We start from the raw sequence: 25607 nt of genomic DNA on the forward strand, positions 1-25607 counted from the left end.
ATGAACACCGCACTTGCACAACAAATCGCCAATGAAGGCGGCGTCGAAGCCTGGATGATCGCGCAACAACACAAAAGCCTGCTGCGTTTTCTGACCTGTGGCAGCGTTGATGACGGCAAAAGTACCCTGATAGGTCGCCTGTTGCACGATACCCGCCAGATCTACGAAGATCAGCTCTCATCGCTGCATAACGACAGTAAACGCCACGGCACCCAGGGTGAAAAACTGGATCTGGCGCTGCTGGTGGATGGCCTGCAGGCTGAGCGTGAACAAGGCATCACCATTGACGTGGCTTACCGTTATTTCTCCACCGAAAAACGCAAATTTATTATTGCCGACACCCCAGGGCATGAGCAGTACACCCGCAATATGGCGACCGGCGCGTCGACGTGTGATCTGGCGATCTTATTGATCGACGCCCGTAAAGGTGTGCTTGATCAAACCCGTCGTCACAGTTTTATCTCCACGCTTCTGGGGATCAAACATCTGGTAGTGGCGATCAACAAGATGGATCTGGTGGATTACAGCGAAGAAACGTTCACCCGCATTCGTGAAGATTATCTGACCTTTGCCGGGCAACTGCCGGGCAATCTGGATATCCGCTTTGTGCCGCTCTCCGCGCTGGAAGGAGATAATGTTGCTTCGCAAAGTGAAAGTATGCTGTGGTACAGCGGCCCGACACTGCTGGAAGTGCTGGAAACCGTTGAGATTCAGCGAGTGGTTGATGACCAGCCAATGCGCTTCCCGGTGCAGTACGTTAACCGCCCGAATCTTGATTTTCGAGGCTACGCAGGAACGCTGGCCTCTGGCAGCGTGAAAGTCGGGCAACATGTCAAAGTGCTCCCCTCTGGTGTTGAGTCAAATATTGCGCGGATCGTCACGTTTGATGGCGATCGCGAAGACGCCTTTGCCGGAGAAGCGATCACCCTGGTGCTGACGGATGAGATCGACATCAGTCGTGGCGATTTGCTGCTGGCAGCAGATGAAGCGTTGTCGACGGTGCAGAGCGCGTCAGTGGATGTGGTATGGATGGCGGAACAACCGCTTTCCCCAGGGCAGAGTTACGACATCAAAATTGCCGGGAAGAAGACGCGTGCTCGTGTTGATGACATTCATTATCAGATTGATATTAATAACCTTAACCAGCGTGAAGTTGAAAATCTGCCGCTGAACGGCATTGGTCTGGTGGATCTCACTTTTGATGAGCCGCTAGTGTTAGATCGTTATCAACAAAATCCGGTAACTGGTGGGCTGATTTTTATCGATCGCCTGAGCAACGTGACCGTTGGTGCCGGTATGGTGCATGAGCCGAAAAATGAGGCTGCCGTTGCGCCATCAGAATTTAGCGCATTTGAGCTGGAACTGAATGCGTTGGTACGTCGCCACTTCCCACACTGGGGCGCGCGCGATTTGCTGGGAGGTAAATAATGGCGCTGCATGACGAAAACGTCGTCTGGCATAGCCATCCGGTGACTCCACAACAGCGCGAGCAACACCACGGGCATCGTGGTGTTGTGTTGTGGTTTACCGGCCTCTCTGGTTCAGGGAAATCGACAGTTGCCGGGGCGCTGGAGGAGGCGCTGCATAAACTTGGCGTCAGCACGTATTTGCTGGATGGCGACAACGTTCGCCACGGTTTATGCAGCGATCTCGGTTTTAGCGATGCCGATCGTAAAGAAAATATCCGTCGGGTTGGCGAAGTGGCGAATTTAATGGTTGAAGCCGGTCTGGTAGTGCTGACTGCGTTTATCTCACCACATCGCGCTGAACGTCAGATGGTTCGCGAACGTGTAGGAGAAGGGCGGTTTATCGAAGTGTTTGTCGATACGCCGTTGGCGATTTGTGAAGCTCGCGATCCAAAAGGTTTATATAAAAAAGCGCGTGCCGGTGAACTGCGTAACTTTACGGGGATAGATGCCGTTTACGAAGCGCCTGAATCAGCAGAAATTCATCTCAATGGTGAACAATTGGTAACAAATTTGGTTCAGCAATTATTAGATCTACTGAGACAGAACGATATTATCAGATCCTGAGACACCGCCGGGTTTACATGCCCGGTTCGTCAAAGTAACAGGATCCGATATGCGTAATAGCCATAACATTACACTAACAAATAGCGAAAGCCTTACCGAAGATGAAGAAACCACATGGTCGCTGTCAGGGGCCGTGGTCGGTTTTGTCTCCTGGCTGTGCGCGCTGGCGATACCGATGTTGATTTATGGCTCTAACACGCTGTTCTTCTTTATCTATACCTGGCCTTTCTTTCTGGCGCTGATGCCCGTCGCGGTGGTGGTGGGTATTGCGCTGCATTCATTGATGGACGGAAAGCTACGCTACAGCATTGTTTTCACCCTGGTGACAGTCGGCATTATGTTTGCCGCACTGTTTATGTGGTTGCTGGGCTAATTTGTTCTTTCCCGTCTGGTCTGTTCATAATTCAAACCGTAACCAATAATGAGATTATGTTCTGCACGCCCTGGGTATACGTAACAATGGACAAATGTGGTACATTTGCCCGCGTTGTCGCGGTATCCCCAACAGAGGATGTAGAGTCGTCTTCGGATGCATGGGATGATGATGCCGTTTTTCAGGGGGCAGGATGGGTAAACTAACGCTGCTGTTGCTGGCTATTCTGGTCTGGCTACAGTATTCGCTGTGGTTCGGTAAGAACGGTATACATGACTATACCCGCGTCAATGATGATGTGGCGGCACAGCAAGCTACAAACGCGAAACTTAAAGCGCGAAACGATCAGCTTTTTGCCGAAATTGACGATCTCAATGGCGGCCAGGAGGCGCTCGAAGAGCGTGCGCGTAATGAACTCAGCATGACCAGGCCGGGCGAAACTTTTTATCGTCTGGTGCCTGACGCGTCGAAGCGCGCGCAGTCTGCGGGGCAAAACAATCGATAAATCAGCCCAGGAATTAACATGGCAACCACTCATTTGGATGTTTGCGCCGTGGTTCCGGCGGCCGGATTTGGCCGCCGAATGCAAACGGAATGTCCTAAGCAATATCTCTCAATAGGTAATCAAACCATTCTTGAACACTCGGTGTATGCGCTCCTGGCGCATCCCCGGGTGACGCGTGTCGTCATTGCAATAAGCCCGGGCGATAGTCGTTTTGCACAACTTTCTCTGGCGAATCATCCGCAAATCACTGTTGTTGATGGTGGTGAAGAGCGTGCCGATTCTGTGCTGGCAGGACTGAAAGCTGCTGGCGACGCGCAGTGGGTGTTGGTGCATGACGCCGCTCGTCCTTGCCTGCATCAGGATGATCTTGCACGGCTGTTAACTCTGAGCGAAACCAGCCGCACGGGGGGGATTCTTGCCGCTCCGGTGCGCGATACCATGAAACGCGCCGAACCTGATAAAAATGCCATTGCACATACCGTTGATCGCAACGGTTTATGGCACGCGCTGACGCCGCAATTTTTCCCTCGAGAGCTGTTATATGACTGCCTGACGCGTGCTTTAAATGAAGGCGCAACCATTACCGATGAAGCCTCGGCGCTGGAATATTGCGGTTTTCATCCGCAGCTTGTCGAAGGCCGTGCGGATAACATTAAAGTCACGCGCCCGGAAGATTTGGCGCTTGCTGAATTTTACCTCACCCGAACCATCCATCAGGAGAATACATAATGCGAATTGGACACGGTTTTGATGTACACGCCTTTGGTGGCGAAGGCCCAATTATCATTGGTGGCGTGCGCATTCCTTACGAAAAAGGGCTGTTGGCGCATTCTGATGGCGACGTGGCGCTGCATGCGCTGACCGATGCACTACTTGGTGCCGCGGCGCTGGGGGATATCGGCAAGCTGTTTCCGGATACCGATCCGGCATTTAAAGGTGCCGATAGCCGCGAGCTGCTACGCGAAGCCTGGCGACGCATTCAGGCGAAGGGGTATACCCTCGGCAACGTTGATGTCACTATCATCGCTCAGGCACCGAAGATGTTGCCGCACATTCCACAAATGCGCGTGTTTATTGCCGAAGATCTCGGCTGCCATATGGATGATGTTAACGTGAAAGCCACCACCACGGAAAAACTTGGATTTACCGGACGTGGGGAAGGGATTGCCTGTGAAGCGGTGGCGCTACTCATTAAGGCAACAAAATGATTGAGTTTGATAATCTCACTTACCTCCACGGCAAACCGCAAGGCACCGGGCTGCTGAAAGCCAACCCGGAAGACTTTGTGGTGGTGGAAGATTTAGGCTTTGAGCCTGATGGTGAAGGTGAGCATATTCTGGTGCGGGTGCTTAAAAACGGTTGCAATACCCGGTTTGTGGCGGACGCACTGGCAAAATTCCTGAAAATTCATGCTCGTGAAGTCAGCTTCGCGGGGCAGAAAGACAAACATGCCGTTACGGAACAGTGGTTATGCGCGCGTGTACCGGGCAAAGAAATACCTGATCTGAGTGCGTTTCAACTGGAAGGTTGCCAGGTGCTGGAGTATGCGCGGCACAAGCGTAAGCTGCGTTTAGGGGCGCTGAAAGGTAACGCCTTTACCCTGGTGCTACGCGAAGTGAGCAATCGCGATGACGTTGAACAGCGTCTGATCGATATTTGCGTGAAAGGTGTACCGAACTACTTTGGTGCGCAACGTTTTGGTATTGGCGGCAGTAACTTGCAGGGAGCGCTGCGCTGGGCGCAAACGAATACACCGGTGCGCGATCGCAATAAACGCAGTTTTTGGTTGTCGGCAGCCCGTAGTGCGTTGTTTAATCAGATTGTTGCTGAGCGCCTCAAAAAAGCGGACGTTAATCAAGTTGTTGACGGCGATGCGCTACAATTAGCCGGGCGTGGTAGCTGGTTTGTTGCTACTAACGATGAAATGGCGGAATTACAGCGTCGCGTCAACGATAAAGAGCTGATGATTACCGCTGCTTTGCCCGGTAGCGGCGAGTGGGGAACCCAGCGTGAGGCGCTGGCATTCGAACAAGCGGCGGTTGCCGACGAAACTGAATTGCAAGCATTACTGGTACGCGAAAAAGTAGACGCCGCGCGCAGAGCGATGCTGTTATATCCACAACAATTAAGCTGGAACTGGTGGGATGACGTCACCGTAGAAATCCGTTTCTGGCTTCCGGCGGGAAGTTTTGCAACCAGCGTTGTCAGGGAACTTATCAACACAACAGGTGATTATGCGCATATTGCTGAGTAATGATGACGGGGTACATGCACCCGGTATACAAACGCTGGCGAAAGCCTTGCGTGAGTTTGCTGACGTTCAGGTGGTTGCCCCCGATCGTAACCGCAGCGGCGCTTCAAATTCTCTGACACTGGAATCCTCCCTGCGCACGTTTACCTTTGAAAATGGTGATATCGCCGTGCAAATGGGAACCCCGACCGATTGTGTATATCTTGGTGTGAATGCACTGATGCGTCCGCGTCCGGATATTGTGGTTTCGGGCATTAACGCCGGGCCGAATCTGGGTGATGATGTTATCTATTCCGGTACGGTGGCAGCCGCGATGGAAGGCCGTCATTTAGGTTTTCCAGCGCTGGCCGTCTCGCTTGACGGGCATAAGCATTATGACACTGCTGCGGCGGTAACCTGTTCTATTTTGCGCGCACTGTGCAAAGAGCCGCTGCGCACCGGGCGTATTCTCAATATTAACGTCCCGGATTTACCGCTGGATCAGATTAAAGGTATCCGCGTCACTCGCTGCGGTACACGACATCCGGCAGATCAAGTTATCCCGCAACAGGATCCGCGCGGTAATACGCTGTACTGGATTGGCCCGCCGGGCGGTAAGTGCGATGCCGGTCCGGGGACTGATTTTGCTGCGGTAGATGAAGGCTATGTCTCCATCACGCCGCTGCATGTAGATTTAACCGCGCACAACGCGCAAGATGTGGTTTCAGACTGGTTAAACAGCGTGGGAGTTGGCACGCAATGGTAAGCAGACGCGTACAAGCACTTCTGGATCAATTACGTGCGCAAGGTATTCAGGATGAGCAGGTGTTGAACGCACTTGCCGCCGTGCCGCGTGAAAAATTCATTGATGAAGCGTTTGAACAAAAAGCCTGGGACAATATCGCGTTGCCGATAGGTCAGGGGCAGACAATTTCGCAGCCGTACATGGTGGCGCGAATGACCGAATTACTCGAACTGACGCCGCAGTCGCGGGTGCTGGAAATCGGCACCGGTTCGGGCTATCAAACGGCAATCCTGGCACATCTTGTCCAGCATGTATGTTCGGTTGAACGGATTAAAGGATTGCAGTGGCAGGCGCGTCGCCGCCTGAAAAATCTTGATTTACATAATGTTTCAACCCGTCACGGCGATGGATGGCAAGGTTGGCAAGCACGTGCGCCGTTTGACGCTATTATTGTAACGGCAGCACCGCCCGAAATTCCTACTGCACTAATGACGCAACTGGATGAAGGCGGGATTCTCGTCTTGCCGGTAGGGGAAGAGCACCAGTATTTGAAGCGGGTGCGTCGTCGCGGGGGCGAATTTATTATCGATACCGTAGAGGCCGTGCGCTTTGTTCCCTTAGTGAAGGGGGAGCTGGCTTAAAGTGCGAGGAAATACCTGGAATTTTCCTGGTTATTTTGCAGCAGGTCAGCGTATCGTGAACATCTTTTCCAGTGTTCAGTAGGGTGCCTTGCACGGTAATTATGTCACTGGTTATTAATCAATTTTTCCTGGGGGATAAATGAGCGCGGGAAGCCCAAAATTCACCGTTCGCCGTATTGCGGCTTTGTCACTGGTTTCGCTATGGTTGGCTGGCTGTTCTGACACATCGAATCCACCGGCACCAGTCAGTTCCGTTAACGGCAATGCACCTGCAAATACCAATTCAGGTATGTTGATTACGCCACCGCCGAAAATGGGGACGACGTCTAAAACGCAGCAACCGCAAATTCAGCCGGTACAGCAGCCACAAATTCAATCTACGCAACAACCACAAATCCAGCCGGTGCAGCCTGTCACTCAGCAACCGGTGCAAATGGAAAATGGGCGTATCGTCTACAACCGTCAGTACGGGAATATTCCGAAAGGCAGTTATAGCGGTAGTACTTATACCGTGAAAAAAGGCGACACACTTTTCTATATTGCCTGGATCACCGGTAACGATTTCCGCGATCTCGCCCAACGTAATAATATTGAGGCACCATACGCGTTGAACGTAGGTCAGACTTTACAGGTTGGCAATGCCTCTGGCACGCCAATCACTGGCGGAAATGCCATTACCCAGGCGGATGCAGCAGAGCAAGGAGTTGTGATCAAGCCTGCACAAAATTCCACCGTTGCTGTTGCGTCGCAACCGACAATTACGTATTCTGAATCTTCGGGTGAACAGAGTGCTAACAAAATGTTGCCGAACAACAAGCCAACTGCGACCACGGTCACAGCGCCTGTAACTGTACCAACAGCAAGCACAACCGAGCCGACTGTCAGCAGTACATCAACCAGTACGCCGATTTCCACCTGGCGCTGGCCAACTGAGGGCAAAGTGATTGAAACCTTTGGCGCTTCTGAGGGAGGCAACAAGGGGATTGATATCGCAGGTAGCAAAGGACAGGCAATTATCGCGACCGCAGATGGCCGCGTTGTTTATGCCGGTAATGCGCTGCGCGGCTACGGTAATCTGATTATCATCAAACATAATGATGATTACCTGAGTGCCTACGCCCATAACGACACAATGCTGGTCCGGGAACAACAAGAAGTGAAGGCGGGGCAAAAAATAGCAACCATGGGTAGCACCGGAACCAGTTCAACACGATTGCATTTTGAAATTCGTTACAAGGGGAAATCCGTAAACCCGCTGCGTTATTTACCGCAGCGATAATTCGGCGGAACCAGGCTTTTGCTTGAGCGTTCCGTCAAGGGATCACGGGTAGGAGCCACCTTATGAGTCAGAATACGCTGAAAGTTCATGATTTAAATGAAGATGCGGAATTTGATGAGAACGGAGTTGAGGTTTTTGACGAAAAGGCCTTAGTTGAAGAGGAACCCAGTGATAACGATTTGGCCGAAGAGGAGCTGTTATCGCAGGGTGCCACACAGCGTGTGCTGGACGCGACTCAGCTTTACCTTGGTGAGATTGGTTATTCGCCACTGTTAACGGCCGAAGAAGAAGTTTATTTTGCGCGTCGCGCACTGCGTGGAGATGTCGCCTCCCGCCGCCGGATGATCGAGAGTAACTTGCGTCTGGTGGTAAAAATTGCCCGCCGTTATGGCAATCGTGGTCTGGCGTTGCTGGATCTTATCGAAGAGGGTAACCTGGGGCTGATCCGCGCGGTTGAGAAGTTTGACCCGGAACGTGGTTTCCGCTTCTCAACATACGCAACATGGTGGATTCGCCAGACGATCGAACGGGCGATTATGAACCAAACCCGTACGATTCGTTTGCCGATCCACATCGTAAAGGAGCTGAACGTTTACCTGCGAACCGCACGTGAGTTGTCCCATAAGCTGGATCACGAACCGAGCGCGGAAGAAATCGCAGAGCAACTGGATAAGCCAGTTGATGACGTCAGCCGTATGCTTCGTCTTAACGAGCGCATTACCTCGGTAGACACCCCGCTGGGTGGTGATTCCGAAAAAGCGTTGCTGGACATCCTGGCCGACGAAAAAGAGAACGGTCCGGAAGACACCACGCAAGATGACGATATGAAGCAGAGCATCGTCAAATGGCTGTTCGAACTGAACGCCAAGCAGCGTGAAGTGCTGGCACGTCGATTCGGTTTGCTGGGGTATGAAGCGGCAACACTGGAAGATGTAGGTCGTGAAATAGGCCTCACACGAGAACGTGTTCGCCAGATTCAGGTTGAAGGCCTGCGCCGTCTGCGTGAGATTTTGCAGACTCAGGGGCTGAATATCGAAGCGCTGTTCCGCGAATAAGCAAGCATCTGTCAGAAAGGCCAGTCTCATATGAGGCTGGCCTTTTTCTTTTGTTTGGGGAGTTGGTGTATTTTGTCGCCTGGATAAGATGCGACAGCGTCGCATCCGGCAATCAGCACCCTATGTGTTCATCATCTTGCGCACCAGTCGCATAAACAACACCTGCTCTTCTCTACTCAAACGCCCCAAAAATTCATCATCCACGCGGTTACCAATGGGATCGCCGCAGCAAGTACCCATCGAACCTTTTCGCTAAGGTTAAATTACTGCCCACACGCACCAGGTGATTAAGAATCCGGTAAAACCGAGGATGGTCGTTAACACTGTCCAGGTTTTCAGACCATCTGCCACCGATAAACCCAGATATTTGGTGACGATCCAGAAACCGGAGTCGTTAATGTGCGATGCGCCAAGCCCACCAAAGCAGGCCGCCAGTGTCACCAGTACGCACTGAATCGGATTCAGCCCCACAACCGCTTCTGAAAGCAGTCCGCCTGTTGTCAGGATTGCTACGGTTGCCGAACCCTGCGATGCACGCAGCGCCAGTGAAATAATAAATGCCGCAGGCAACAGAGGCAGGTCAATCATTTGTAGCATGTTGGCAAGAGCCTTACCGACGCCAGATTCCACCAGCACTTTGCCGAACACCCCACCAGCTCCAGTAACCAGAATAACTACCGCCGCAGTGGGAAGGGCTGAGCCCATAATATCGCTGGTGTGTTGCAGGCTCCAGCCGCGACGTAAGGCCAATAACCAGAACGCCAGTACCAGCGCAATCATCAATGCTACCATCGGTGAGCCGAGCAGTTGCAACGTACCAAGCAGGGGATGCGAGGCTGGCATTAGTGTTGCCGAAACCGTACCCGCCATAATAATCGCGATAGGGATAACAATTAGCGAGGTGACCAGCGCTACGCCTGGCGGATTTATTTTATCGCTTAATTTTGTTGCGTTTCCCTCACTGGCTGGAGCCAGTTGCATCTGCTCCAGTACTTCCACCGACATCGCATATTGGCGCTTATTGATTATTTTCGCTGCAAAATAGCCGACAATGCCCACTGGAATAGAAATCGCAATACCGATTATGGTCAGCCAGCCGATGTCTGCGTGAAGGAGTCCCGCTGCGGCGACGGGGCCAGGATGTGGCGGCACAGCTACGTGAACGGTCAGCATGATCCCAGCAACAGGCAGACCAAATTTAAGCGGTGATATTTTTGCAACCTTGGCAAAGCCATAAATGATTGGCGCAAGAATAATAAAGCCGACATCAAAGAAGACGGGGATGCCGAGGAAGAATGCTGCCAGAGTCAGTGCGGCGATTGTTCGTTTATCCCCTACTTGCGGCTGAAATAATTGGCCAGTGATTCTGCGCCGCCAGAGTGCTCGATCATGCGCCCCAGCATAGCGCCAAGGCCGATGATAATGGTGACGGAACCAAGCACGCCCCCCATCCCGGCGATCATCACTTTACCTACTTCGCCAGCCGGGATACCCGCTGCAAGTGCGACTAACAGGCTGACGAGAAGCAGCGCGACGAATGGTTGTACTTTTGCCTTGATGACCAGCAGCAACAGCATGATTACGCCAGCTAACGCAATGCATAACAATGTAATTGTGGACATGGAAAACCCTGTCTGAAAGTTATAGTTAACCTACCCCATCCGTAGATGGGGGGATGTATGGGTACGTTGTAATTATGGATTTAGCGAATTAGCGCCAGGCGTCAAACCAGCCAAGCCCTTCTTCGGTGAGGCCGCGGGGTTTGTATTCACAACCGATCCAACCCTGATATCCCACCTTATCGAACAGGCGAAACAGCCACGGATAATTGATCTCGCCATCGTCTGGTTCATGTCGGTCAGGCAGTCCGGCAATTTGTACGTGGGCATATTTCCCAGCGTAATCGCGGATTAAATGCGTCAGGTCGCCATCTACTTTTTGCGCATGGAAGGTATCCAACTGAATAAACACATTATCGCGAGCGACCTCTTCAACAATTGCCAGTGCCTGATACTGACTGGAGAAGAGATAACCAGGTTTAACGGCTGGGCTGAGTGCTTCAACCAAAACTCGCTTGCCGTGCGGCGCAAAGCTATCGGCAGCGTAGCGGAGATTATCGATAAACACTGCCCGATACCGTTCAGCGTCTTCGCCTGCGGGCACTACTCCTGCCATCACATGAACTTGTTCGCAATTGAGCGCCAGCGCATATTCCAGAGCCAGATCGATGTCCGCGCGAGCTTCGTGCTCACGTCCGGGAAGGGCGGATAATCCCCATTCACCCGCATTAACATCCCCAGGAGCGGTATTGAACAGCGCCAGCGTCAGATGGTTTTGCGCCAGTTGTTGCTGGATTTGCTGGATGGAATAGTCATAGGGAAACAGAAATTCCACGGCATCAAAACCAGCTTTTCGCGCTGCGGCGAAGCGTTCAATAAAAGGCACTTCGGTGAACATCATGGATAAATTAGCTGCAAAACGAGGCATTGCATTAACTCCTTAATTCCGCAATTTCATCTGCGGTCAGATAGCGGATCGGGCGGTTGCTGAGAATAAAAATCAGCCTGGCCGTTTCCTCCAGCTCTTCCATATTGTTGGCAGCTTCTTGCAGGCTTTCACCGCAAACCACTGGGCCATGATTTGCTAACAAAAAGGCCTGATGATTTGCTGCCAGTTCCGCCAGATCCTGTGCGATGCGTTTATCGCCCGGGCGATAATAGGGCACCAACGGGACGTTCCCCATCCGCATCACCACGTACGGTGTGAACGGACGAATAACGTTACTGCTGTCCAGCCCTTGAAGGCAGGAAAGTGCCGTCGACCACGTACTGTGCAAATGCACGACAGCTTTACAGCGCGGATTATTGCGATACAGCGCCAGATGAAAGAGCACTTCTTTTGAGGGTTTGTCACCACTTAGCCATTCGCCATCCGCGGTGACTTTGGAAAGCCGCTGCGGATCGAGATTACCCAGGCATGAACCTGTCGGCGTTGCCAGTAAATTCCCGTCAGGCAAAAGCAGCGACAGATTGCCAGCCGAACCGGTGGCATAGCCGCGCTGAAAGAACGAACTGGCAATCCGCGTCATCTCTTCTCGCAAAGACTGCTCTGCTTTTGCGAAATCGCTCATGGTAGAAACTCTCTTTGGGCTCGTGAAAAAAAGGCTTCGTCACCGAAATTGCCGGATTTAAGGGCCAGTGAGACAGGTTTATCCAGTGCGTTAACCCACGGCACACCGGGGGAAATTGTTGGGCCAATATGGAACCCTTTTATGCCCAGACTCTGCGTGACCACTCCGGAAGTTTCACCGCCTGCGACAATAAAACGTGTTACACCTTCCGCCGCTAACCTGGCAGCCAGTAGCGAAAACAGCGCTTCCACTGCCTGGCTGGCTTTTTGTGCGCCATATTGCTGTTGAATAGCGGCCAGCGCGTCGGTGCTGGCGGTGGCAAAAACCAGCGGAGCAAGTTCACTTTCCTGACTCAGAACCCATTTCGCCAGTTCGTGTGTATAAGCGACCAGTGTTTCTGTTGTGAGACAACGTGCCACATCAACTTCACGGGCTGGCGCCATCTGACGGTAATGTGCCACCTGGCAATTGGTCATTTGTGAGCATGAACCGGAGAGCACTACGCCGCGCCCTGCGAGTGGACGCCCTGCTTCGCGTGCCTGGTTACCGTTTTCTTGCGCCCACTGCCGGGCCAGACCTATCGCAAGGCCAGAACCGCCGGTTACTAATGGGGCATCACGCAAGGCTTCACCCTGAATTTCCAGATGGCGTTCGGTCAGGGCATCAAGCACCGCGTAGCGATAGCCCTCTTGCTGTAAACGGGCCAGTTCCTGACGCATGGCTTCCACACCTTTTTCGAGAATATGCGCCGAAACGACGCCGCAGCGCCCTGTGGATTGTGCTTCAACCAGACGCGGAAGGTAGCTGTCGGTCATAGGATTTACTGGATGATGCCGCATCCCGGATTCGGCCAGCAGTTGATTCATCACGAACAAATAACCCTGATAAACCGTGCGCCCGTTGACTGGCAGAGCCGGGGAAAAGACCGTAAACGGCGTGTCGAGTGCATCCATTAATGCATCAGTCACCGGGCCGATATTGCCTTTCTCAGTACTGTCGAAAGTGGAGCAGTATTTGAAGTAGACTTGTTTGCAACCTTGTTGTTGCAACCAGCGCAGAGCCGCCAGCGATTGCTGTGTGGCTTCTGCCACCGGGCAGGAGCGAGTTTTCAGACTGATCACAACGGCATCGATTGCTTCCGGCATTTCCCCTGTCGGGACACCGTTGATTTGCACCGTTGGCAGACTATTTTCCACCAGAAAACTGGCGATATCCGTCGCGCCGGTAAAATCATCAGCGATAACGCCAATCTTGATCATGATTTCGCTCCCGGTAGAGTGATGCCAGAGAAAATCTTGATGACTGCGCTGTCGTCTTCTTTTCCGTAACCTGCGTTGCTGGCGCTGGTGAACATATTCAACGCTGTTGAGGCCAACGGCAGCGGAAAGTGCAGGGCTTTAGCGGTATCAGCAACCAGCCCGAGATCCTTCACAAAAATATCTACGGCAGAATGCGGGGTGTAATCGCCATCCACCACATGGCGCATCCGGTTTTCGAACATCCACGAATTTCCGGCGGCATTGGTTACGACGTCATACATTACATCCAGTGGGATCCCCGCACGGGCAGCAAGCGCCATCGCTTCGGCCCCGGCAGCAATATGCACGCCAGCTAACAACTGGTGGATAATTTTTACTGTCGAACCCAGACCCGGCTCTGCACCAATGCGATAAACTTTTCCGGCGACGGCTTCCAGCACGGGGGTCAGGCGTTCAAAGGCAAGATCACTACCGGAGGCCATAACGGTCATTTCACCGTTAGCGGCTTTTACCGCGCCACCAGAAACTGGCGCATCCAGCATTTCCAGATCGAACGCAGCCAGAGCAGTGGCAATTTCCTGCGCATCAGCACTGGCGATAGTGGAAGAAACCATTACAGCCGTGCCGGGTTTCAGATGCTGTGCAACGCCTTTATCACCAAACAGTACTTGTTTGACCTGGGCCGCATTTACCACCAGCACCAGCAGAGCATCCAGTTTTTCGGCAAACGTCGCGGCGTTATCGGAAACCCCGCAAGCGCCAGCCTCTTTCAGCGTAGCGCAGGCATTGGCGTTCAGGTCTGCGCCCCAGGTAGAAAGACCCGCGCGGACACACGACAGCGCCGCTCCCATCCCCATTGACCCTAAACCAACGATACCGACATGAAACTCAGCTCCCGTTTTCATCTGCTCTCCTTGTTAATTTAAGTGATATTTTGTTTGATGTTGTGAATATAAGCGCCAGGCGATAACGATATGGTGAGCTGATTCACAAAAATTAACATGGTGTGTTATTTTATGTGAACTAAGCGATAGTTGCGTTGCGCACGTTTCGCAGGCAAATAGCGTAGAATGTCCGCAGGACAAAGGAAGGAGCAAAAGTTGATACCCGTAGAGCGTCGCCAAATCATCCTTGAGATGGTAGCTGAAAAAGGCATTGTCAGTATTGCTGAACTGACGGACAGAATGAATGTGTCACATATGACCATTCGTCGGGATTTGCAAAAACTGGAGCAGCAGGGCGCTGTTGTGTTGGTGTCCGGAGGTGTCCAGTCGCCGGGACGTGTGGCGCATGAACCTTCTCACCAGGTAAAAACTGCGCTGGCAATGACGCAAAAAGCGGCTATTGGCAAGCTGGCGGCAAGTCTCGTTCAGCCGGGGAGTTGTATCTATCTGGATGCGGGAACGACCACGTTAGCGATTGCACAGCATTTGATTCACATGGAGCCACTCACTGTAGTCACCAACGATTTCGTTATCGCAAACTACTTGCTCGACAACAGTAATTGCACAATTATTCACACTGGTGGTGCAGTTTGTCGGGAAAACCGTTCCTGTGTCGGAGAAGCCGCCGCGACCATGCTGCGCAGCTTGATGATTGATCAGGCTTTTATTTCTGCATCGTCATGGAGTGTGCGGGGGATCTCTACGCCAGCGGAAGATAAAGTCACGGTGAAACGGGCGATTGCCAGTGCCAGTCGCCAGCGGATTCTGGTCTGTGATGCCACGAAATATGGTCAGGTGGCGACATGGCTGGCGTTACCGTTAAGTGAGTTTGATCAGATCATTACTGACGGCGGTCTGCCGGAAAGCGCCAGCCGCACGCTGGCGAAGCTTGATCTCTCTTTGCTGCTGGCGAAAAACGAATAATGGCCTGAAATAAAACCGGGATACTCATGCTTCACAGAGGAAGCATGAGATTACTTTATTTTATAAAACGATAACCGTCCGCTTTTCGGTGAGCCGGTATCAATATAAATCTGGTTAGCGAACGTCTGAATGTTATCAAACATCATATGACCAAAGATAAAGCGGTCGGCACCGTTTATTTTTTGTGATTCGCCTTTAAGAGATTTCTGCACGCGATCAACAGGCCATAGTAATTCACTTTCCGCTATTTCTTTACCAAACTGATATTTATCTCCTGGGTAATCTGCATGTGCGATGATATATTTTATATTATCGTTATCTAATTCAATAATATGGGGAAGATGATGAAAACGAAGCAACAGTTCTATTGCCTCTTTTTGTTCCGTCTTATTTAAATCGAAAAACCAGTCACCGCCACTGGCCAGCCACATATTGCCATCGCCAGTCGCGAATGCATCAAGAGCCATCGCTTCGTGGTTGCCTTTAACAGAGGTAAACCAGGGATGGTTTAACAGGCGTAGTACGTTAAGACTCTCCGCCCCACGATCAATATTATCGCCTGTAGAAATAAGTAAGTCTGTTTCGGGACAAAAAGATAATTGATGTAAGCGGGATTGTAATAATTGATAGTCACCATGAATATCACCAACGGCCCATATATGGCGATAGTTATGAGCATCAATTTTTTGATAGCGGGTGGTAGACATTTGCATAGACTCAAAATTATAGCAATGTATTATTATACCCGACCAGAGTGTCGAAGTCTTTGGAGTAATAAATTACAAAAGGATGTTTTAAGATGCTTAGATGTTTTTATGCTTTCCTGTTAGCTTTCTGTTTTTTTACATCTAATGTACAAGCTGCTTCTATAGAAGAAATAAATCGTTTTGAAAAACTTATAACTGAAGGTGATGTAGTTAAGTGTACAACAGATTTCAGTGTGACGGAGAATAACGAAAAATATCAACTTAGCATTTTGGAAATAATGAAAGTCATTTACTCGGTAGAAAATGAAAAACGCTACCACACGACACAATATTATCATTTAAATGGTTCCACAATATCCTTTGTCCGCCATGAGATGGATATCATTGTTACTCATGAAAAATCGAAGATAAAAGAAGAGATTGTACCTGACAGTGTAAAGGTATTTTATCCGTTAGCACCAGAGCAAGAAGCGATCTTAGCAGAAGCTGCACGGAAAACTGCCCCCGTGTTTATTGATCATGAGGATATCACATTTACGACATTTCCTGATTACCAGGTGAAAGTGAAATATCCCTCTATTTCAGATGTGGTGACTCAGTATTGCCGGGTGCAAATGAAAAAGTAGTGAATCAACCCGACGGCATAGTGCCGTCGGGAATATCAGGTTTACACCAGACTCTTCAACCGATAAATCCACTCCAGCGCCTGACGCGGGGTCAGTGAATCTGGATCGAGATTTTCCAGTGCTTCGACTGCTGGCGAGGTTTCTTCCGGTAATGACAGCAAAGACATCTGCGTACCATCAACCTGCGTAGCGGCCGCATTAGGTGAAATGCTCTCCAGCTCACGCAGTTTCTGCCGCGCGCGCTTGATTACCTCTTTTGGTACGCCCGCCAGCGCAGCAACCGCCAGACCGTAGCTCTTACTTGCCGCGCCGTCCTGCACACTGTGCATAAAGGCAATCGTGTCGCCGTGCTCCAGTGCATCAAGATGCACGTTCGCCACGCCTTCCATTTTCTCTGGTAGCTGTGTCAGTTCGAAATAGTGGGTGGCAAACAGTGTCAACGCTTTAATCTTATTCGCCAGATTTTCCGCACACGCCCACGCCAGCGACAGACCATCGTAAGTGGACGTCCCGCGACCAATCTCATCCATCAACACCAGACTGTACTCGGTGGCATTATGCAGAATATTGGCGGTTTCGGTCATTTCCACCATAAAGGTTGAACGCCCGGAAGCCAGATCATCCGCCGCGCCGACGCGGGTGAAGATACGGTCAATCGGACCAATTTCCACGCTTTGTGCCGGTACATAACTGCCGATATAGGCCATCAGCGCAATCAACGCGGTCTGGCGCATATAGGTACTTTTACCTCCCATGTTCGGACCGGTAATGATCAACATGCGGCGCTGTGGCGACAGATTCAGCGGGTTAGCGATAAACGGCTCATTCAGTACCTGTTCAACCACCGGATGGCGACCTTCGGTAATGCGAATACCGGGTTTATCAATAAAGGTCGGGCAGGTGTAGTTCAGGGTATAGGCACGTTCTGCCAGGTTAACCAGCACGTCGAGTTCTGCCAGTGCGCTCGCACTCTGTTGCAACGCTTCCAGATGCGGCAGCAGCAGGTCAAACAACTCTTCATAAAGCTGTTTTTCCAGCGCCAGTGCTTTGCCTTTTGAGGTGAGGACTTTGTCTTCGTACTCTTTCAGCTCCGGAATAATGTAGCGTTCAGCGTTTTTCAGCGTCTGGCGGCGCATGTAGTTAATCGGTGCCAGATGGCTTTGCCCACGGCTGATTTGAATGTAATAGCCGTGCACCGCGTTAAAACCAACTTTCAGCGTGTCCAGGCCGGTACGTTCACGCTCGCGGACTTCCAGACGCTCCAGATAATCGGTCGCGCCGTCAGCCAGCGCGCGCCACTCATCCAGCTCTTCGTTATAGCCCGGTGCGATAACACCACCGTCGCGCACCAGTACCGGCGGCGTGTCGATGATTGCCCGCTCCAGCAGATCGCGCAGTTCGGCAAATTCGCCCATTTTCTCACGCAGCGCCTGTACCGGTGCACTATCGACAGTTTCTAACTGTGCGCGCAGTTCCGGCAGTTGCTGGAAGGCGTGACGCATGCGAGCAAGATCGCGTGGGCGAGCGGTACGTAACGCCAGTCGTGCCAGAATACGCTCCAGATCGCCCACCTGCCGCAGTACCGGCTGTAATTCGGCGGTGAAATCCTGCAATGCGCCGATGGTCTGCTGGCGCTCAAGCAACACGCGGGTGTCGCGCACTGGCATATGTAGCCAGCGTTTCAGCATACGGCTACCCATCGGCGTGACGGTGCAGTCAAGCACGGAAGCCAGCGTATTTTCCGCGCCACCCGCCAGATTCTGGGTGATTTCCAGATTACGGCGCGTCGCAGCATCCATAATGATGCTGTCCTGCTCGCGTTCCATCGTGATAGAGCGGATATGTGGCAAGGTTGTGCGCTGGGTATCTTTTGCATACTGCAACAGGCAACCAGCGGCACAAAGACCGCGTGACGCATTTTCAACACCAAAACCTACCAGATCGCGCGTGCCAAATTGCAGGTTTAACTGCTGGCGCGCGGTGTCGATTTCAAACTCCCACAGCGGGCGACGGCGCAGGCCGCGACGACCTTCAATTAACGACATTTCAGCAAAATCTTCTGCGTACAGCAGTTCCGCCGGATTGGTGCGTTGCAGTTCTGCTGCCATCGTTTCGCGGTCAGCCGGTTCGCTCAGACGAAAACGCCCGGAACTGATATCCAGCGTCGCGTAACCGAAACCTTTACTGTCCTGCCAGATAGCCGCCAGCAGGTTGTCCTGGCGCTCCTGCAACAGGGCTTCATCGCTGATAGTACCCGGTGTGACGATACGGACAACTTTGCGCTCAACGGGCCCTTTGCTGGTCGCCGGATCGCCAATCTGTTCACAAATAGCGACGGATTCGCCCTGATTTACCAGTTTGGCAAGATAGTTTTCTACCGCGTGATAGGGGATACCTGCCATCGGGATTGGCTCACCCGCGGAAGCGCCACGTTTAGTCAGCGAAATATCCAGCAGTTGCGACGCCCGTTTCGCGTCGTCATAAAACAGCTCGTAAAAGTCACCCATCCGGTAGAACAGCAGGATCTCCGGATGCTGTGCTTTCAGCTTGAGATACTGCTGCATCATTGGCGTATGGGCTTCGAAATTTTCTATTACACTCATGGAGTTAGGTCCGGTTCCCTGATGTTAAATGTGGTGTGATGGTTTTTATTCTCGTTGTAATCACATAAGGCGCACATGATACCGGAGTTAATCATTTCAGGGGAAGACGCGAACGGTGAGTTCTTGATGCTGGTTCCGGGAAAGATGCTGTTTTGCAGCTTTTGCGTGTTGATTATGAAAACATTGCGTTGGTTGAAGAAACCTCCTCCTTCAGAGCCATAGTCCCCTTTAAAATTAAGTTGTAATATAAATGCACCTTAAGAGTGTGGAGGCAGCATGTCCGGCAAGCGTATCTCTCGTGAAAAACTGACGATTAAAAAAATGATCGATCTTTATCAAGCGAAATGCCCGCAGGCGTCAGCGGAGCCGGAGCATTACGAGACGTTGTTTGCTTATGCGCAAAAACGGCTGGATAAATGTGTGTTTGGCGAAGAGAAACCGGCCTGTAAGCAGTGTCCGGTGCACTGTTATCAGCCAGCGAAGCGTGAAGAGATGAAGCAGATTATGCGTTGGGCGGGGCCGCGAATGCTGTGGCGTCATCCGATCTTAACCGTGCGTCATCTGATTGATGACAAGCGTCCGGTGCCGGAACTGCCAGAAAAATATCGCCCGAAGAAATAAATTTGCCGGAGGAGTTTATATTCTCCGGCAAATACGGCGCTTACGCTTTGGTCGCAATCAGGATTGCTGATGCCTTGATCAACGCAATAACGCGCGAGCCAGCGGTGAGTTTCATCTCATCCTGGCTTTCATTTGTTACCACCGCCACAATTTCAAAACCCGCATCCGTTTTGATATGGACAGTGGCATTCACTGCGCCTTCGGTGATTTTCGACACGCTGCCAGCAAACTGGTTGCGAGCGGAGAATTTCAGTCCACAGTCTTCCGTTGCCAGCGTTACCCACGGGGCTTTAATCAGGGCAATCGCTTCTTTCCCTTTTGCCAGCCCCAGGGCTTGCTGGCTGCTGTGGGTCACAATCGCCACCAGCTTAGCGCCACCTGCCAGCGTCAGTTCTACTTCATCATTCACCGCGCCCATTGCTACTGCGCTAACGGTTCCGGTTAATTGATTTCTTGCTGAAACGGCCATACTGCCTCCTTTCATTGAATGTTGACTGAGTATAACTAAATCTGTCAAACCAATGCCGCTTTATCAATTCCCAGCCGTTTCATCCGTGACAGCAGGGTGGTGCGTTTTAGCCCCAGACGTTGTGCAGCTCCTTTCGGCCCCGCAACTACACCATTGGTCTCTTTCAGTACACGGACAATCAGTTGATATTCATCTTCACCTTCCTGGGCGACGACCGTCGCGGCAGGCGGCGTTTCAGGTTCCGGTAGTGAGATATCGGGTAAAGAGAGTTGTAGAACGTTACCGCGAGTCAGCAGCACCGCGCGCTCAATGACATTTTCCAGTTCGCGGACGTTACCCGGCCATTCCATGTTGCTCAATATGCGCAGAGTCTCGGCTGGAATACTGTCAATATTGCGCCCCAGACGGCGGGCTATTTTGAAGGTGAAGGCTTTCGCCAACAGCGGAATATCTTCCGGACGCTCGCGTAGCGGTGGCAGATGAATCGGGAAGACATTCAGGCGGTAATAGAGATCGCTACGGAACTCACGGTCAGCGACCATTTTTTTCAGATCGCGGTTAGTCGCGGCGATTAAACGCACGTCCGTCTGAATAATTTTGTTGCTGCCGAGGCGTTCAAACTCCTGTTCCTGCAACACGCGCAGTAGCTTCGGCTGTAACTCCAGCGGCATATCACCCACTTCATCGAGGAACAGCGAGCTTTTATCCGCCAGTTCAAAACGACCGATGCGCTGGGTGCTGGCACCAGTAAAGGCGCCACGCTCATGACCAAACAGATCGCTTTCCAGCAATCCGGCAGGCATGGCGGCGCAGTTCATTTTCACCATTCGACGACCGTTTCGCTCACTCAGATTGTGAATTGCGCGGGCTATTAGCTCTTTTCCTGTGCCAGTTTCACCAAGAATGAGTACGGTGCTGTCGCTTTGCGCCACCATCTCAACCTGTTTGAGCACGCTATACATGGCTTCGCTGCGACCAATAATCTCGCCAAATTCACTATCCACATTGTTGAGTTGTTCTGTCAGGGCGAGGTTTTCATCAACCAGCCGCTCTTTCAGACGGTGGATTTCCTGGTAGGCAAGAGCATTATCCACGGCAATCGCCACACGTTCGGCAATCTGGCGCAGTAAACTCAGGTTGGTGGTGGTAAAGGTTTTCTCTTCACACTGTGCCAGTTTCAATACGCCCAGCATGGTATTACCAGACATCAATGGTAGCAGGCACAACGTCTGGATCTGGTTTCCCCAGGTGTCGAACAGCATGCGTTCGTAGGGGGCTAAATCATCTCGTTCGTGGAGATTAATCAGCAGCATCTCTTTGCTTTTAAATACGCGCTCGGTGAGGGTTCCGGCCTCATCAACTTCACTCTGTTCGTGAGTGGGATGCTGTTTATCAAGATAATGAGTGGAGTAAACGTTGAGTTTGTTTTTACGATGACTGCGTAAGACGATACTGATATCGTCGATATCGAAGTAGTAGTGGATCTCTTTCGCCACTTCGCTGACCAGTTCGTCCATGTCCAGGCGGGAGAGTACCGCATTGGTGATGGCGACCAGAATGCGGAAGTTATCCCGTTCCCGACATAACAGTTCGTAGTCGACGTTGTTGATGACGCGGCTCTGAATTTGCTCGGTGACAACAGAAACAATCTGCGTAAATGTTTGCAGGCGATTGAACTCTTTTTCGCTCCACGGGCGATCGTCATAACGAATAAATTCACAGCCACCAAAAATATGCCCTTCCGCTGCCTGTGGCATCAGGCAATAGTGACCAAATTTGGGATATAAACCGCTTGTGGCCAGTTGTGGCCAGGTTTCACAAAATTCTTCGTAGCTGCAATGCAGCGTATCAGGACGCGACAAAATGCTGCGCACCGGCCCATGCGCCAGAACGGTTTCGTCTTCGTATTTTATTGGGGTTTCTTTGTCACGCGACGCGTAATAAGTCGCACGTTGAGTCTGCGCTTGCCACAACACAATCGCCGCGTTGTCAGCGAGCGCAGAACGCTTTACCAGTTGCGAAAGAGCCTCACACAGCGAGGCCAGATCGGGCTGCTGCAATAGTGTCCGAGTGATGTCGAACAACCCTTGTTGCCCGAGATCACTCATCGGTGTATACGACATGTTGTTCTTCCAGGAAAGCACCGCTAAGCGGTGCAAAAGGTAAATGACAAATTAAAGGAGCTTTAGATTTTTATTAGCATATACGAGGCAGCGGTTCGGCGTGTGGTAGATCGAGAGTTCGTTTCACACCATAAAGCCCTGCAAGACGAACACCTTTACGTTCCACCACTTCGCCAATTAACGCAGCATCCTGTCCCAGTGGATGGGAATGCAGCTCCGCCAACACTTGCTCTGCCGCGTTACGCTCTACGGCGATCACCAGCTTGCCTTCGTTGGCAAAGTTGAGGGCATCCAGTCCCAGCAGTTCGCAAACGCCGCGCACGGCAGGTTTAACCGGCAGTGCAGCTTCTGAAAGTTCAATACCGCAACCGCAGGCTGCCGCGAATTCATGAACCACCGCGTTCACTCCACCGCGGGTGGCATCGCGCAGCGCCTTCACGCCGGGAATGTCACGCAGTGTCTGAATCAGAGGCGTCAGCACTGCACAGTCGCTGACCAGTTCGCCATCCAGCCCCAGTTGCTCACGCAGGTTAAGGATAGTTGCACCGTGGTCACCGAGCGTACCGCTAACCAGCAATACATCGCCTGCGGTCAGAGTTTGTGCGCCCCAGTGAATATTCGCCGGGATCGCGCCCATTCCTGCGGTGTTGATAAACAATTTGTCTGCAGCACCGCGTTGTACCACTTTGGTATCGCCAGTCACAATGGCAATGCCAGCCGCGCGGGCGGTTTCTGCCATGCTGGTGACGACCGCTTTTAGCGTCTCCATCGGCAACCCTTCTTCAAGGATAAAACCACAGGAGAGATAACGTGGAATTGCGCCGCTGACCGCAACGTCATTCGCCGTACCACAAATCGCCAGCTTGCCAATATTGCCACCAGGGAAGAATAGCGGGTCAATGACGTAGCTGTCGGTGGAGAAGGCCAGACGGTCGCCTTCCGCCACCAGTTGCGCCAGGTCAAGACGTGCCTGATCTTCCTGTTCCGCCAGCCACGGATTGGCAAAAGCTTCCATAAACAGGCTATTGATTAATTGCTGCATCGCCTGGCCGCCGCTGCCGTGGGCGAGTTGGATATTATTCACGCTTCACTCTCCTGCTGACGATACTGATACCACGCTGCACAGGCTCCTTCGGAGGAAACCATCAGCGCACCGAACGCGGTTTGAGGATTACAGGTGTTCCCAAATAACGGGCATTGATGCGGCTTACATTTGCCCGTCAATACTTCGCCACAGCGCGCGCGCGGATCATCGCAAACCTGCTGCGGAGCCGGGCGGAAATGCGCTTCAGCGTCAAACCGCTGATAGTCCGGCGTCAGGTGCACGCCAGAAGATTCAATCACGCCCAGTCCGCGCCATTCGCTGTCACCGTTAACGCAGAACACATCAGCAATCGCCTGTTGCGCCAGCAGATTACCGGCATCAGGTACTACCCGGCGATACTGATTCTCTACCTTGCTGTGAGCCGCTATTTTCTGCTCTACCAGCATCACTACGCCTTGTAGTAGATCAAGTGGTTCGAATCCAGCGACCACCAGCGGACGATGAAAATCGCTGGCGATAAAATTATAGGCGTCGGTGCCGATAACCATACTGACGTGGCCCGGCGCGAGGAACGCATCAATGCCATTGTCGGGTTGTTCCAGCAAACTGCGCAGAGTCGGGATCAGCGTAATGTGCTGGCAGAAGAAGTAAAAGTTCTGCACATCGCGGGCTTTCGCCTGTTGCAGAGTGATGGCGGTGGTCGGCATGGTGGTTTCAAACCCTAAGCCGAAGAACACCACTTTGCGGGTTGGGTTCTCCTGCGCCAGTTTCAACGCATCCATTGGTGAGTAGACAATACGCACATCGGCACCGCGCGCTTTTGCCTGTAGCAGCGACCCCTGTTTACCGGGTACGCGCATGGCGTCACCAAAGGTACAGAAGATGACTTCCGGATGGCTGGCAATTTCTACGCAAGTGTCGATTCTGCCCATCGGCAGTACGCACACCGGGCAACCCGGGCCGTGGATAAACTCAACGTTTTCCGGCAGCAACTGGTCGAGACCGAATTTAAAGATGGCGTGGGTATGGCCGCCGCATACTTCCATAATGCGCAGTGGGCGCTCGGCGGTGTAAGAGAGATGTGAAGCACGTTCGCGCAGATGTTCAATTAACTGCATCACCTGTTCCGGCGCGCGATATTCATCAACAAAACGCATTATTTTTCCTCGCCATACAACAGCGCGCCGACATCCGGCTCAACGTCAAACATATTTTGTAAGGCGTCGAGGGTGTCGCGCGCTTCGGCTTCATTAATTACGCTCATGGCAAAGCCAACGTGAACCAGTACCCACTGACCCACGCGTGGCTGACCGTTTTCATCGCAACTGCCGACTAACGTTAAATCGACATCGCGTTGAATGCCGCAGATGTCGACCTTCGCCTGGTTGCCGTCAATGGTGCGAATCTGGCCGGGAACGCCTATGCACATCGCTGTGTCTCCAGCCAGTTCAACCACTGGTCCATCCCTTCGCCGCTGGTGGCGGAAATCAGGATGATTTCAATTTCTGGATTGACTTCGCGGGCGCAGGCGATGCATTTCTCAACGTCGAAATTGAGATACGGCAGCAGATCAACTTTGTTGAGCAACATCAGCGAGGCAGCGGCAAACATATGCGGATATTTCAGAGGCTTATCTTCACCCTCAGTGACCGAGAGCACCGCCACTTTGTGTTTTTCACCGAGATCGAAGCTGGCCGGGCATACAAGATTGCCAACGTTTTCGATAAACAGAATACCGTTATCGTCTAATGGCAGACGCGGTGCGGCGTCGGCAATCATCTGTGCGTCGAGATGGCAGCCTTTACCGGTGTTTACCTGAATTGCCGGTGTGCCGGTAGCGCGAATGCGCGCGGCGTCGTTAACTGTCTGCTGGTCACCTTCGATAACCGCACACGGAACGCTATCTTTCAGGCGCATTAAGGTTTCGGTCAGCAGCGTGGTTTTACCGGAACCAGGGCTGGAAACCAGGTTGAGCACCAGTTGGTTGCGGGCAGCAAAGCGTGCGCGATTGCGTTCAGCCAGACGGTTATTTTTGTCCAGCACGTCAATTTCCACTTCCAGCATCCGACGCTGGCTCATGCCCGGCGCGTGAGTGCCTGCTTCTCCGTGACCGTAATGCAGGTCGCCTTCTTCAGTCTGGCTGGGGGTAAATTCAGGCGCTTTAATGCCGGTGATTTTCATTTTCGGGCGTGCTGCCGGGGCAAAAGGCGCGCTACGAAACGCGGAATGAGGGTTATGTTCATCACCCTCGATATACAGGTTGCCTTCACCGCAACCGCATGTTGTACACATCGC

26 protein-coding genes and 2 pseudogenes are annotated in these 25607 nt (G+C 52.1%); 15 read left to right on the forward strand and 13 right to left on the reverse strand.

Features of this window, described 5'->3' with window-relative positions; genetic code table 11:
• From cysN to rpoS, 11 genes are all read left to right on the forward strand, one after another.
• The gene (gene cysN / locus BEA93_RS01850) at positions 1-1428 is read left to right on the forward strand and encodes a sulfate adenylyltransferase subunit CysN (RefSeq protein WP_061090686.1); all 1428 of its coding nucleotides are present in this window, start codon (positions 1-3) and stop codon (positions 1426-1428) included.
• Complete coding sequence (cysC, locus tag BEA93_RS01855) at positions 1428-2033, forward strand: adenylyl-sulfate kinase (protein WP_001173652.1); 606 nt, start codon at positions 1428-1430, stop codon at positions 2031-2033. The genes cysN and cysC overlap by 1 nt, the downstream gene beginning before the upstream one ends.
• 49 nt (positions 2034-2082) lie before the next feature.
• Positions 2083-2406 (forward strand): DUF3561 family protein, encoded by a 324-nt coding sequence (locus BEA93_RS01860; RefSeq protein WP_001246116.1) that lies wholly within the window; start codon positions 2083-2085, stop codon positions 2404-2406.
• A 193-nt stretch (positions 2407-2599) separates the two neighbouring features.
• A complete protein-coding gene (gene ftsB / locus BEA93_RS01865; protein WP_000517476.1) occupies positions 2600-2911 on the forward strand; it encodes a cell division protein FtsB in 312 nt (103 codons plus the stop codon).
• An 18-nt stretch (positions 2912-2929) separates the two neighbouring features.
• A complete protein-coding gene (gene ispD, locus BEA93_RS01870; protein WP_000246161.1) occupies positions 2930-3640 on the forward strand; it encodes a 2-C-methyl-D-erythritol 4-phosphate cytidylyltransferase in 711 nt (236 codons plus the stop codon).
• The gene (gene ispF, locus BEA93_RS01875; protein WP_001219242.1) at positions 3640-4119 is read left to right on the forward strand and encodes a 2-C-methyl-D-erythritol 2,4-cyclodiphosphate synthase; all 480 of its coding nucleotides are present in this window, start codon (positions 3640-3642) and stop codon (positions 4117-4119) included. The genes ispD and ispF overlap by 1 nt, the downstream gene beginning before the upstream one ends.
• Complete coding sequence (gene truD, locus BEA93_RS01880) at positions 4116-5165, forward strand: tRNA pseudouridine(13) synthase TruD (RefSeq protein ID WP_105224745.1); 1050 nt, start codon at positions 4116-4118, stop codon at positions 5163-5165. The genes ispF and truD overlap by 4 nt, the downstream gene beginning before the upstream one ends.
• Positions 5146-5907: a 5'/3'-nucleotidase SurE gene (gene surE / locus BEA93_RS01885; RefSeq protein WP_001516955.1), complete on the forward strand. Its 762-nt coding sequence runs from the start codon at positions 5146-5148 to the stop codon at positions 5905-5907. The genes truD and surE overlap by 20 nt, the downstream gene beginning before the upstream one ends.
• The gene (pcm, locus tag BEA93_RS01890; protein ID WP_000254703.1) at positions 5901-6527 is read left to right on the forward strand and encodes a protein-L-isoaspartate O-methyltransferase; all 627 of its coding nucleotides are present in this window, start codon (positions 5901-5903) and stop codon (positions 6525-6527) included. Before surE ends, pcm begins: the two co-directional genes overlap by 7 nt.
• A gap of 184 nt (positions 6528-6711) precedes the next feature.
• Positions 6712-7806 carry a murein hydrolase activator NlpD gene (nlpD, locus tag BEA93_RS01895; protein ID WP_306667652.1) on the forward strand — a complete coding sequence of 365 codons (1095 nt, stop codon included), beginning with the start codon at positions 6712-6714 and terminating at the stop codon, positions 7804-7806.
• 62 nt (positions 7807-7868) lie between these two features.
• Positions 7869-8861 carry an RNA polymerase sigma factor RpoS gene (gene rpoS / locus BEA93_RS01900; protein WP_000081550.1) on the forward strand — a complete coding sequence of 331 codons (993 nt, stop codon included), beginning with the start codon at positions 7869-7871 and terminating at the stop codon, positions 8859-8861.
• 258 nt (positions 8862-9119) lie between these two features.
• Here the strand turns inward: rpoS and BEA93_RS01910 are convergent.
• The 5 genes and pseudogenes from BEA93_RS01910 to ltnD form a co-directional block, all read right to left on the reverse strand.
• Positions 9120-10483, reverse strand: a pseudogene (locus BEA93_RS01910) (GntP family transporter).
• An 88-nt stretch (positions 10484-10571) separates the two neighbouring features.
• Positions 10572-11348, reverse strand: a complete 777-nt coding sequence (locus tag BEA93_RS01915) for an HPr family phosphocarrier protein (protein WP_001136907.1) — start codon at positions 11346-11348, stop codon at positions 10572-10574.
• A 4-nt stretch (positions 11349-11352) separates the two neighbouring features.
• Complete coding sequence (gene otnC / locus BEA93_RS01920) at positions 11353-11991, reverse strand: 3-oxo-tetronate 4-phosphate decarboxylase (protein WP_105224744.1); 639 nt, start codon at positions 11989-11991, stop codon at positions 11353-11355.
• The gene (gene otnK / locus BEA93_RS01925) at positions 11988-13250 is read right to left on the reverse strand and encodes a 3-oxo-tetronate kinase (RefSeq protein ID WP_016262469.1); all 1263 of its coding nucleotides are present in this window, start codon (positions 13248-13250) and stop codon (positions 11988-11990) included. The genes otnC and otnK overlap by 4 nt, the downstream gene beginning before the upstream one ends.
• Complete coding sequence (gene ltnD / locus BEA93_RS01930; RefSeq protein ID WP_105224743.1) at positions 13247-14155, reverse strand: L-threonate dehydrogenase; 909 nt, start codon at positions 14153-14155, stop codon at positions 13247-13249. Before ltnD ends, otnK begins: the two co-directional genes overlap by 4 nt.
• Before the next feature lie 195 nt (positions 14156-14350).
• Here ltnD and ygbI point away from each other — a divergent pair, with 195 nt between their 5' ends.
• Positions 14351-15118, forward strand: coding sequence for a DNA-binding transcriptional repressor YgbI (ygbI, locus tag BEA93_RS01935; RefSeq protein ID WP_016249120.1), 768 nt, complete (start codon positions 14351-14353; stop codon positions 15116-15118).
• A gap of 50 nt (positions 15119-15168) precedes the next feature.
• Here ygbI and pphB read toward each other — a convergent pair whose 3' ends face one another.
• Complete coding sequence (gene pphB, locus BEA93_RS01940) at positions 15169-15825, reverse strand: protein-serine/threonine phosphatase (protein ID WP_105224759.1); 657 nt, start codon at positions 15823-15825, stop codon at positions 15169-15171.
• 92 nt (positions 15826-15917) lie between these two features.
• Here pphB and BEA93_RS01945 point away from each other — a divergent pair, with 92 nt between their 5' ends.
• Entirely contained in the window at positions 15918-16451 is a 534-nt protein-coding gene (locus BEA93_RS01945; RefSeq protein WP_105224742.1) for a hypothetical protein, read from the forward strand.
• A 41-nt stretch (positions 16452-16492) separates the two neighbouring features.
• Here the strand turns inward: BEA93_RS01945 and mutS are convergent, their stop codons facing one another.
• A complete protein-coding gene (gene mutS / locus BEA93_RS01950) occupies positions 16493-19054 on the reverse strand; it encodes a DNA mismatch repair protein MutS (protein WP_000110913.1) in 2562 nt (853 codons plus the stop codon).
• A gap of 75 nt (positions 19055-19129) precedes the next feature.
• On the opposite strand from mutS, the pseudogene BEA93_RS25290 reads away from it, so the two are divergent.
• Both BEA93_RS25290 and BEA93_RS01955 read left to right on the forward strand, forming a co-directional pair.
• Positions 19130-19299 (forward strand): annotated as a pseudogene (locus BEA93_RS25290) (hypothetical protein).
• 31 nt (positions 19300-19330) lie between these two features.
• The gene (locus tag BEA93_RS01955) at positions 19331-19675 is read left to right on the forward strand and encodes a nitrous oxide-stimulated promoter family protein (RefSeq protein ID WP_001516949.1); all 345 of its coding nucleotides are present in this window, start codon (positions 19331-19333) and stop codon (positions 19673-19675) included.
• 40 nt (positions 19676-19715) lie between these two features.
• On the opposite strand, the gene BEA93_RS01960 is transcribed toward BEA93_RS01955, so the two are convergent.
• The 6 genes from BEA93_RS01960 to hypB form a co-directional block, all read right to left on the reverse strand.
• On the reverse strand, positions 19716-20144 hold the full coding sequence (locus BEA93_RS01960) for a TOBE domain-containing protein (RefSeq protein WP_001516948.1): 429 nt from the start codon (positions 20142-20144) through the stop codon (positions 19716-19718).
• 44 nt (positions 20145-20188) lie between these two features.
• A complete protein-coding gene (gene flhA / locus BEA93_RS01965) occupies positions 20189-22267 on the reverse strand; it encodes a formate hydrogenlyase transcriptional activator FlhA (protein ID WP_038355668.1) in 2079 nt (692 codons plus the stop codon).
• A 73-nt stretch (positions 22268-22340) separates the two neighbouring features.
• Positions 22341-23351 (reverse strand): hydrogenase maturation carbamoyl dehydratase HypE, encoded by a 1011-nt coding sequence (gene hypE / locus BEA93_RS01970; protein WP_105224741.1) that lies wholly within the window; start codon positions 23349-23351, stop codon positions 22341-22343.
• Positions 23348-24469 carry a hydrogenase formation protein HypD gene (hypD, locus tag BEA93_RS01975; RefSeq protein ID WP_001212982.1) on the reverse strand — a complete coding sequence of 374 codons (1122 nt, stop codon included), beginning with the start codon at positions 24467-24469 and terminating at the stop codon, positions 23348-23350. The genes hypE and hypD overlap by 4 nt, the downstream gene beginning before the upstream one ends.
• Positions 24469-24741, reverse strand: coding sequence for a hydrogenase 3 maturation protein HypC (hypC, locus tag BEA93_RS01980; protein WP_000334875.1), 273 nt, complete (start codon positions 24739-24741; stop codon positions 24469-24471). The genes hypD and hypC overlap by 1 nt, the downstream gene beginning before the upstream one ends.
• Positions 24732-25604, reverse strand: a complete 873-nt coding sequence (gene hypB, locus BEA93_RS01985; RefSeq protein WP_000337678.1) for a hydrogenase nickel incorporation protein HypB — start codon at positions 25602-25604, stop codon at positions 24732-24734. The genes hypC and hypB overlap by 10 nt, the downstream gene beginning before the upstream one ends.
• Between the last annotated feature and the right edge of the window lie 3 nt (positions 25605-25607).

This window comes from Escherichia sp. MOD1-EC5950 (genome assembly GCF_002965345.1).
GTDB classification, from domain to species: Bacteria; Pseudomonadota; Gammaproteobacteria; order Enterobacterales; family Enterobacteriaceae; genus Escherichia; species Escherichia marmotae.

Bases quoted from the DNA above. Each gene is read 5' to 3' on its own strand.
- cysN (WP_061090686.1), top strand. From the start codon at position 1: ATGAACACCGCACTTGCACAACAAATCGCCAATGAAGGCGGCGTCGAA.
- cysC (WP_001173652.1), top strand. From the start codon at position 1,428: ATGGCGCTGCATGACGAAAACGTCGTCTGGCATAGCCATCCGGTGACT.
- BEA93_RS01860 (WP_001246116.1), top strand. From the start codon at position 2,083: ATGCGTAATAGCCATAACATTACACTAACAAATAGCGAAAGCCTTACC.
- ftsB (WP_000517476.1), top strand. From the start codon at position 2,600: ATGGGTAAACTAACGCTGCTGTTGCTGGCTATTCTGGTCTGGCTACAG.
- ispD (WP_000246161.1), top strand. From the start codon at position 2,930: ATGGCAACCACTCATTTGGATGTTTGCGCCGTGGTTCCGGCGGCCGGA.
- ispF (WP_001219242.1), top strand. From the start codon at position 3,640: ATGCGAATTGGACACGGTTTTGATGTACACGCCTTTGGTGGCGAAGGC.
- truD (WP_105224745.1), top strand. From the start codon at position 4,116: ATGATTGAGTTTGATAATCTCACTTACCTCCACGGCAAACCGCAAGGC.
- surE (WP_001516955.1), top strand. From the start codon at position 5,146: ATGCGCATATTGCTGAGTAATGATGACGGGGTACATGCACCCGGTATA.
- pcm (WP_000254703.1), top strand. From the start codon at position 5,901: ATGGTAAGCAGACGCGTACAAGCACTTCTGGATCAATTACGTGCGCAA.
- rpoS (WP_000081550.1), top strand. From the start codon at position 7,869: ATGAGTCAGAATACGCTGAAAGTTCATGATTTAAATGAAGATGCGGAA.
- BEA93_RS01915 (WP_001136907.1), bottom strand. From the start codon at position 11,348: ATGCCTCGTTTTGCAGCTAATTTATCCATGATGTTCACCGAAGTGCCT.
- otnC (WP_105224744.1), bottom strand. From the start codon at position 11,991: ATGAGCGATTTCGCAAAAGCAGAGCAGTCTTTGCGAGAAGAGATGACG.
- otnK (WP_016262469.1), bottom strand. From the start codon at position 13,250: ATGATCAAGATTGGCGTTATCGCTGATGATTTTACCGGCGCGACGGAT.
- ltnD (WP_105224743.1), bottom strand. From the start codon at position 14,155: ATGAAAACGGGAGCTGAGTTTCATGTCGGTATCGTTGGTTTAGGGTCA.
- pphB (WP_105224759.1), bottom strand. From the start codon at position 15,825: ATGTCTACCACCCGCTATCAAAAAATTGATGCTCATAACTATCGCCAT.
- BEA93_RS01945 (WP_105224742.1), top strand. From the start codon at position 15,918: ATGCTTAGATGTTTTTATGCTTTCCTGTTAGCTTTCTGTTTTTTTACA.
- mutS (WP_000110913.1), bottom strand. From the start codon at position 19,054: ATGAGTGTAATAGAAAATTTCGAAGCCCATACGCCAATGATGCAGCAG.
- BEA93_RS01955 (WP_001516949.1), top strand. From the start codon at position 19,331: ATGTCCGGCAAGCGTATCTCTCGTGAAAAACTGACGATTAAAAAAATG.
- BEA93_RS01960 (WP_001516948.1), bottom strand. From the start codon at position 20,144: ATGGCCGTTTCAGCAAGAAATCAATTAACCGGAACCGTTAGCGCAGTA.
- flhA (WP_038355668.1), bottom strand. From the start codon at position 22,267: ATGTCGTATACACCGATGAGTGATCTCGGGCAACAAGGGTTGTTCGAC.
- hypD (WP_001212982.1), bottom strand. From the start codon at position 24,469: ATGCGTTTTGTTGATGAATATCGCGCGCCGGAACAGGTGATGCAGTTA.
- hypC (WP_000334875.1), bottom strand. From the start codon at position 24,741: ATGTGCATAGGCGTTCCCGGCCAGATTCGCACCATTGACGGCAACCAG.
- hypB (WP_000337678.1), bottom strand. From the start codon at position 25,604: ATGTGTACAACATGCGGTTGCGGTGAAGGCAACCTGTATATCGAGGGT.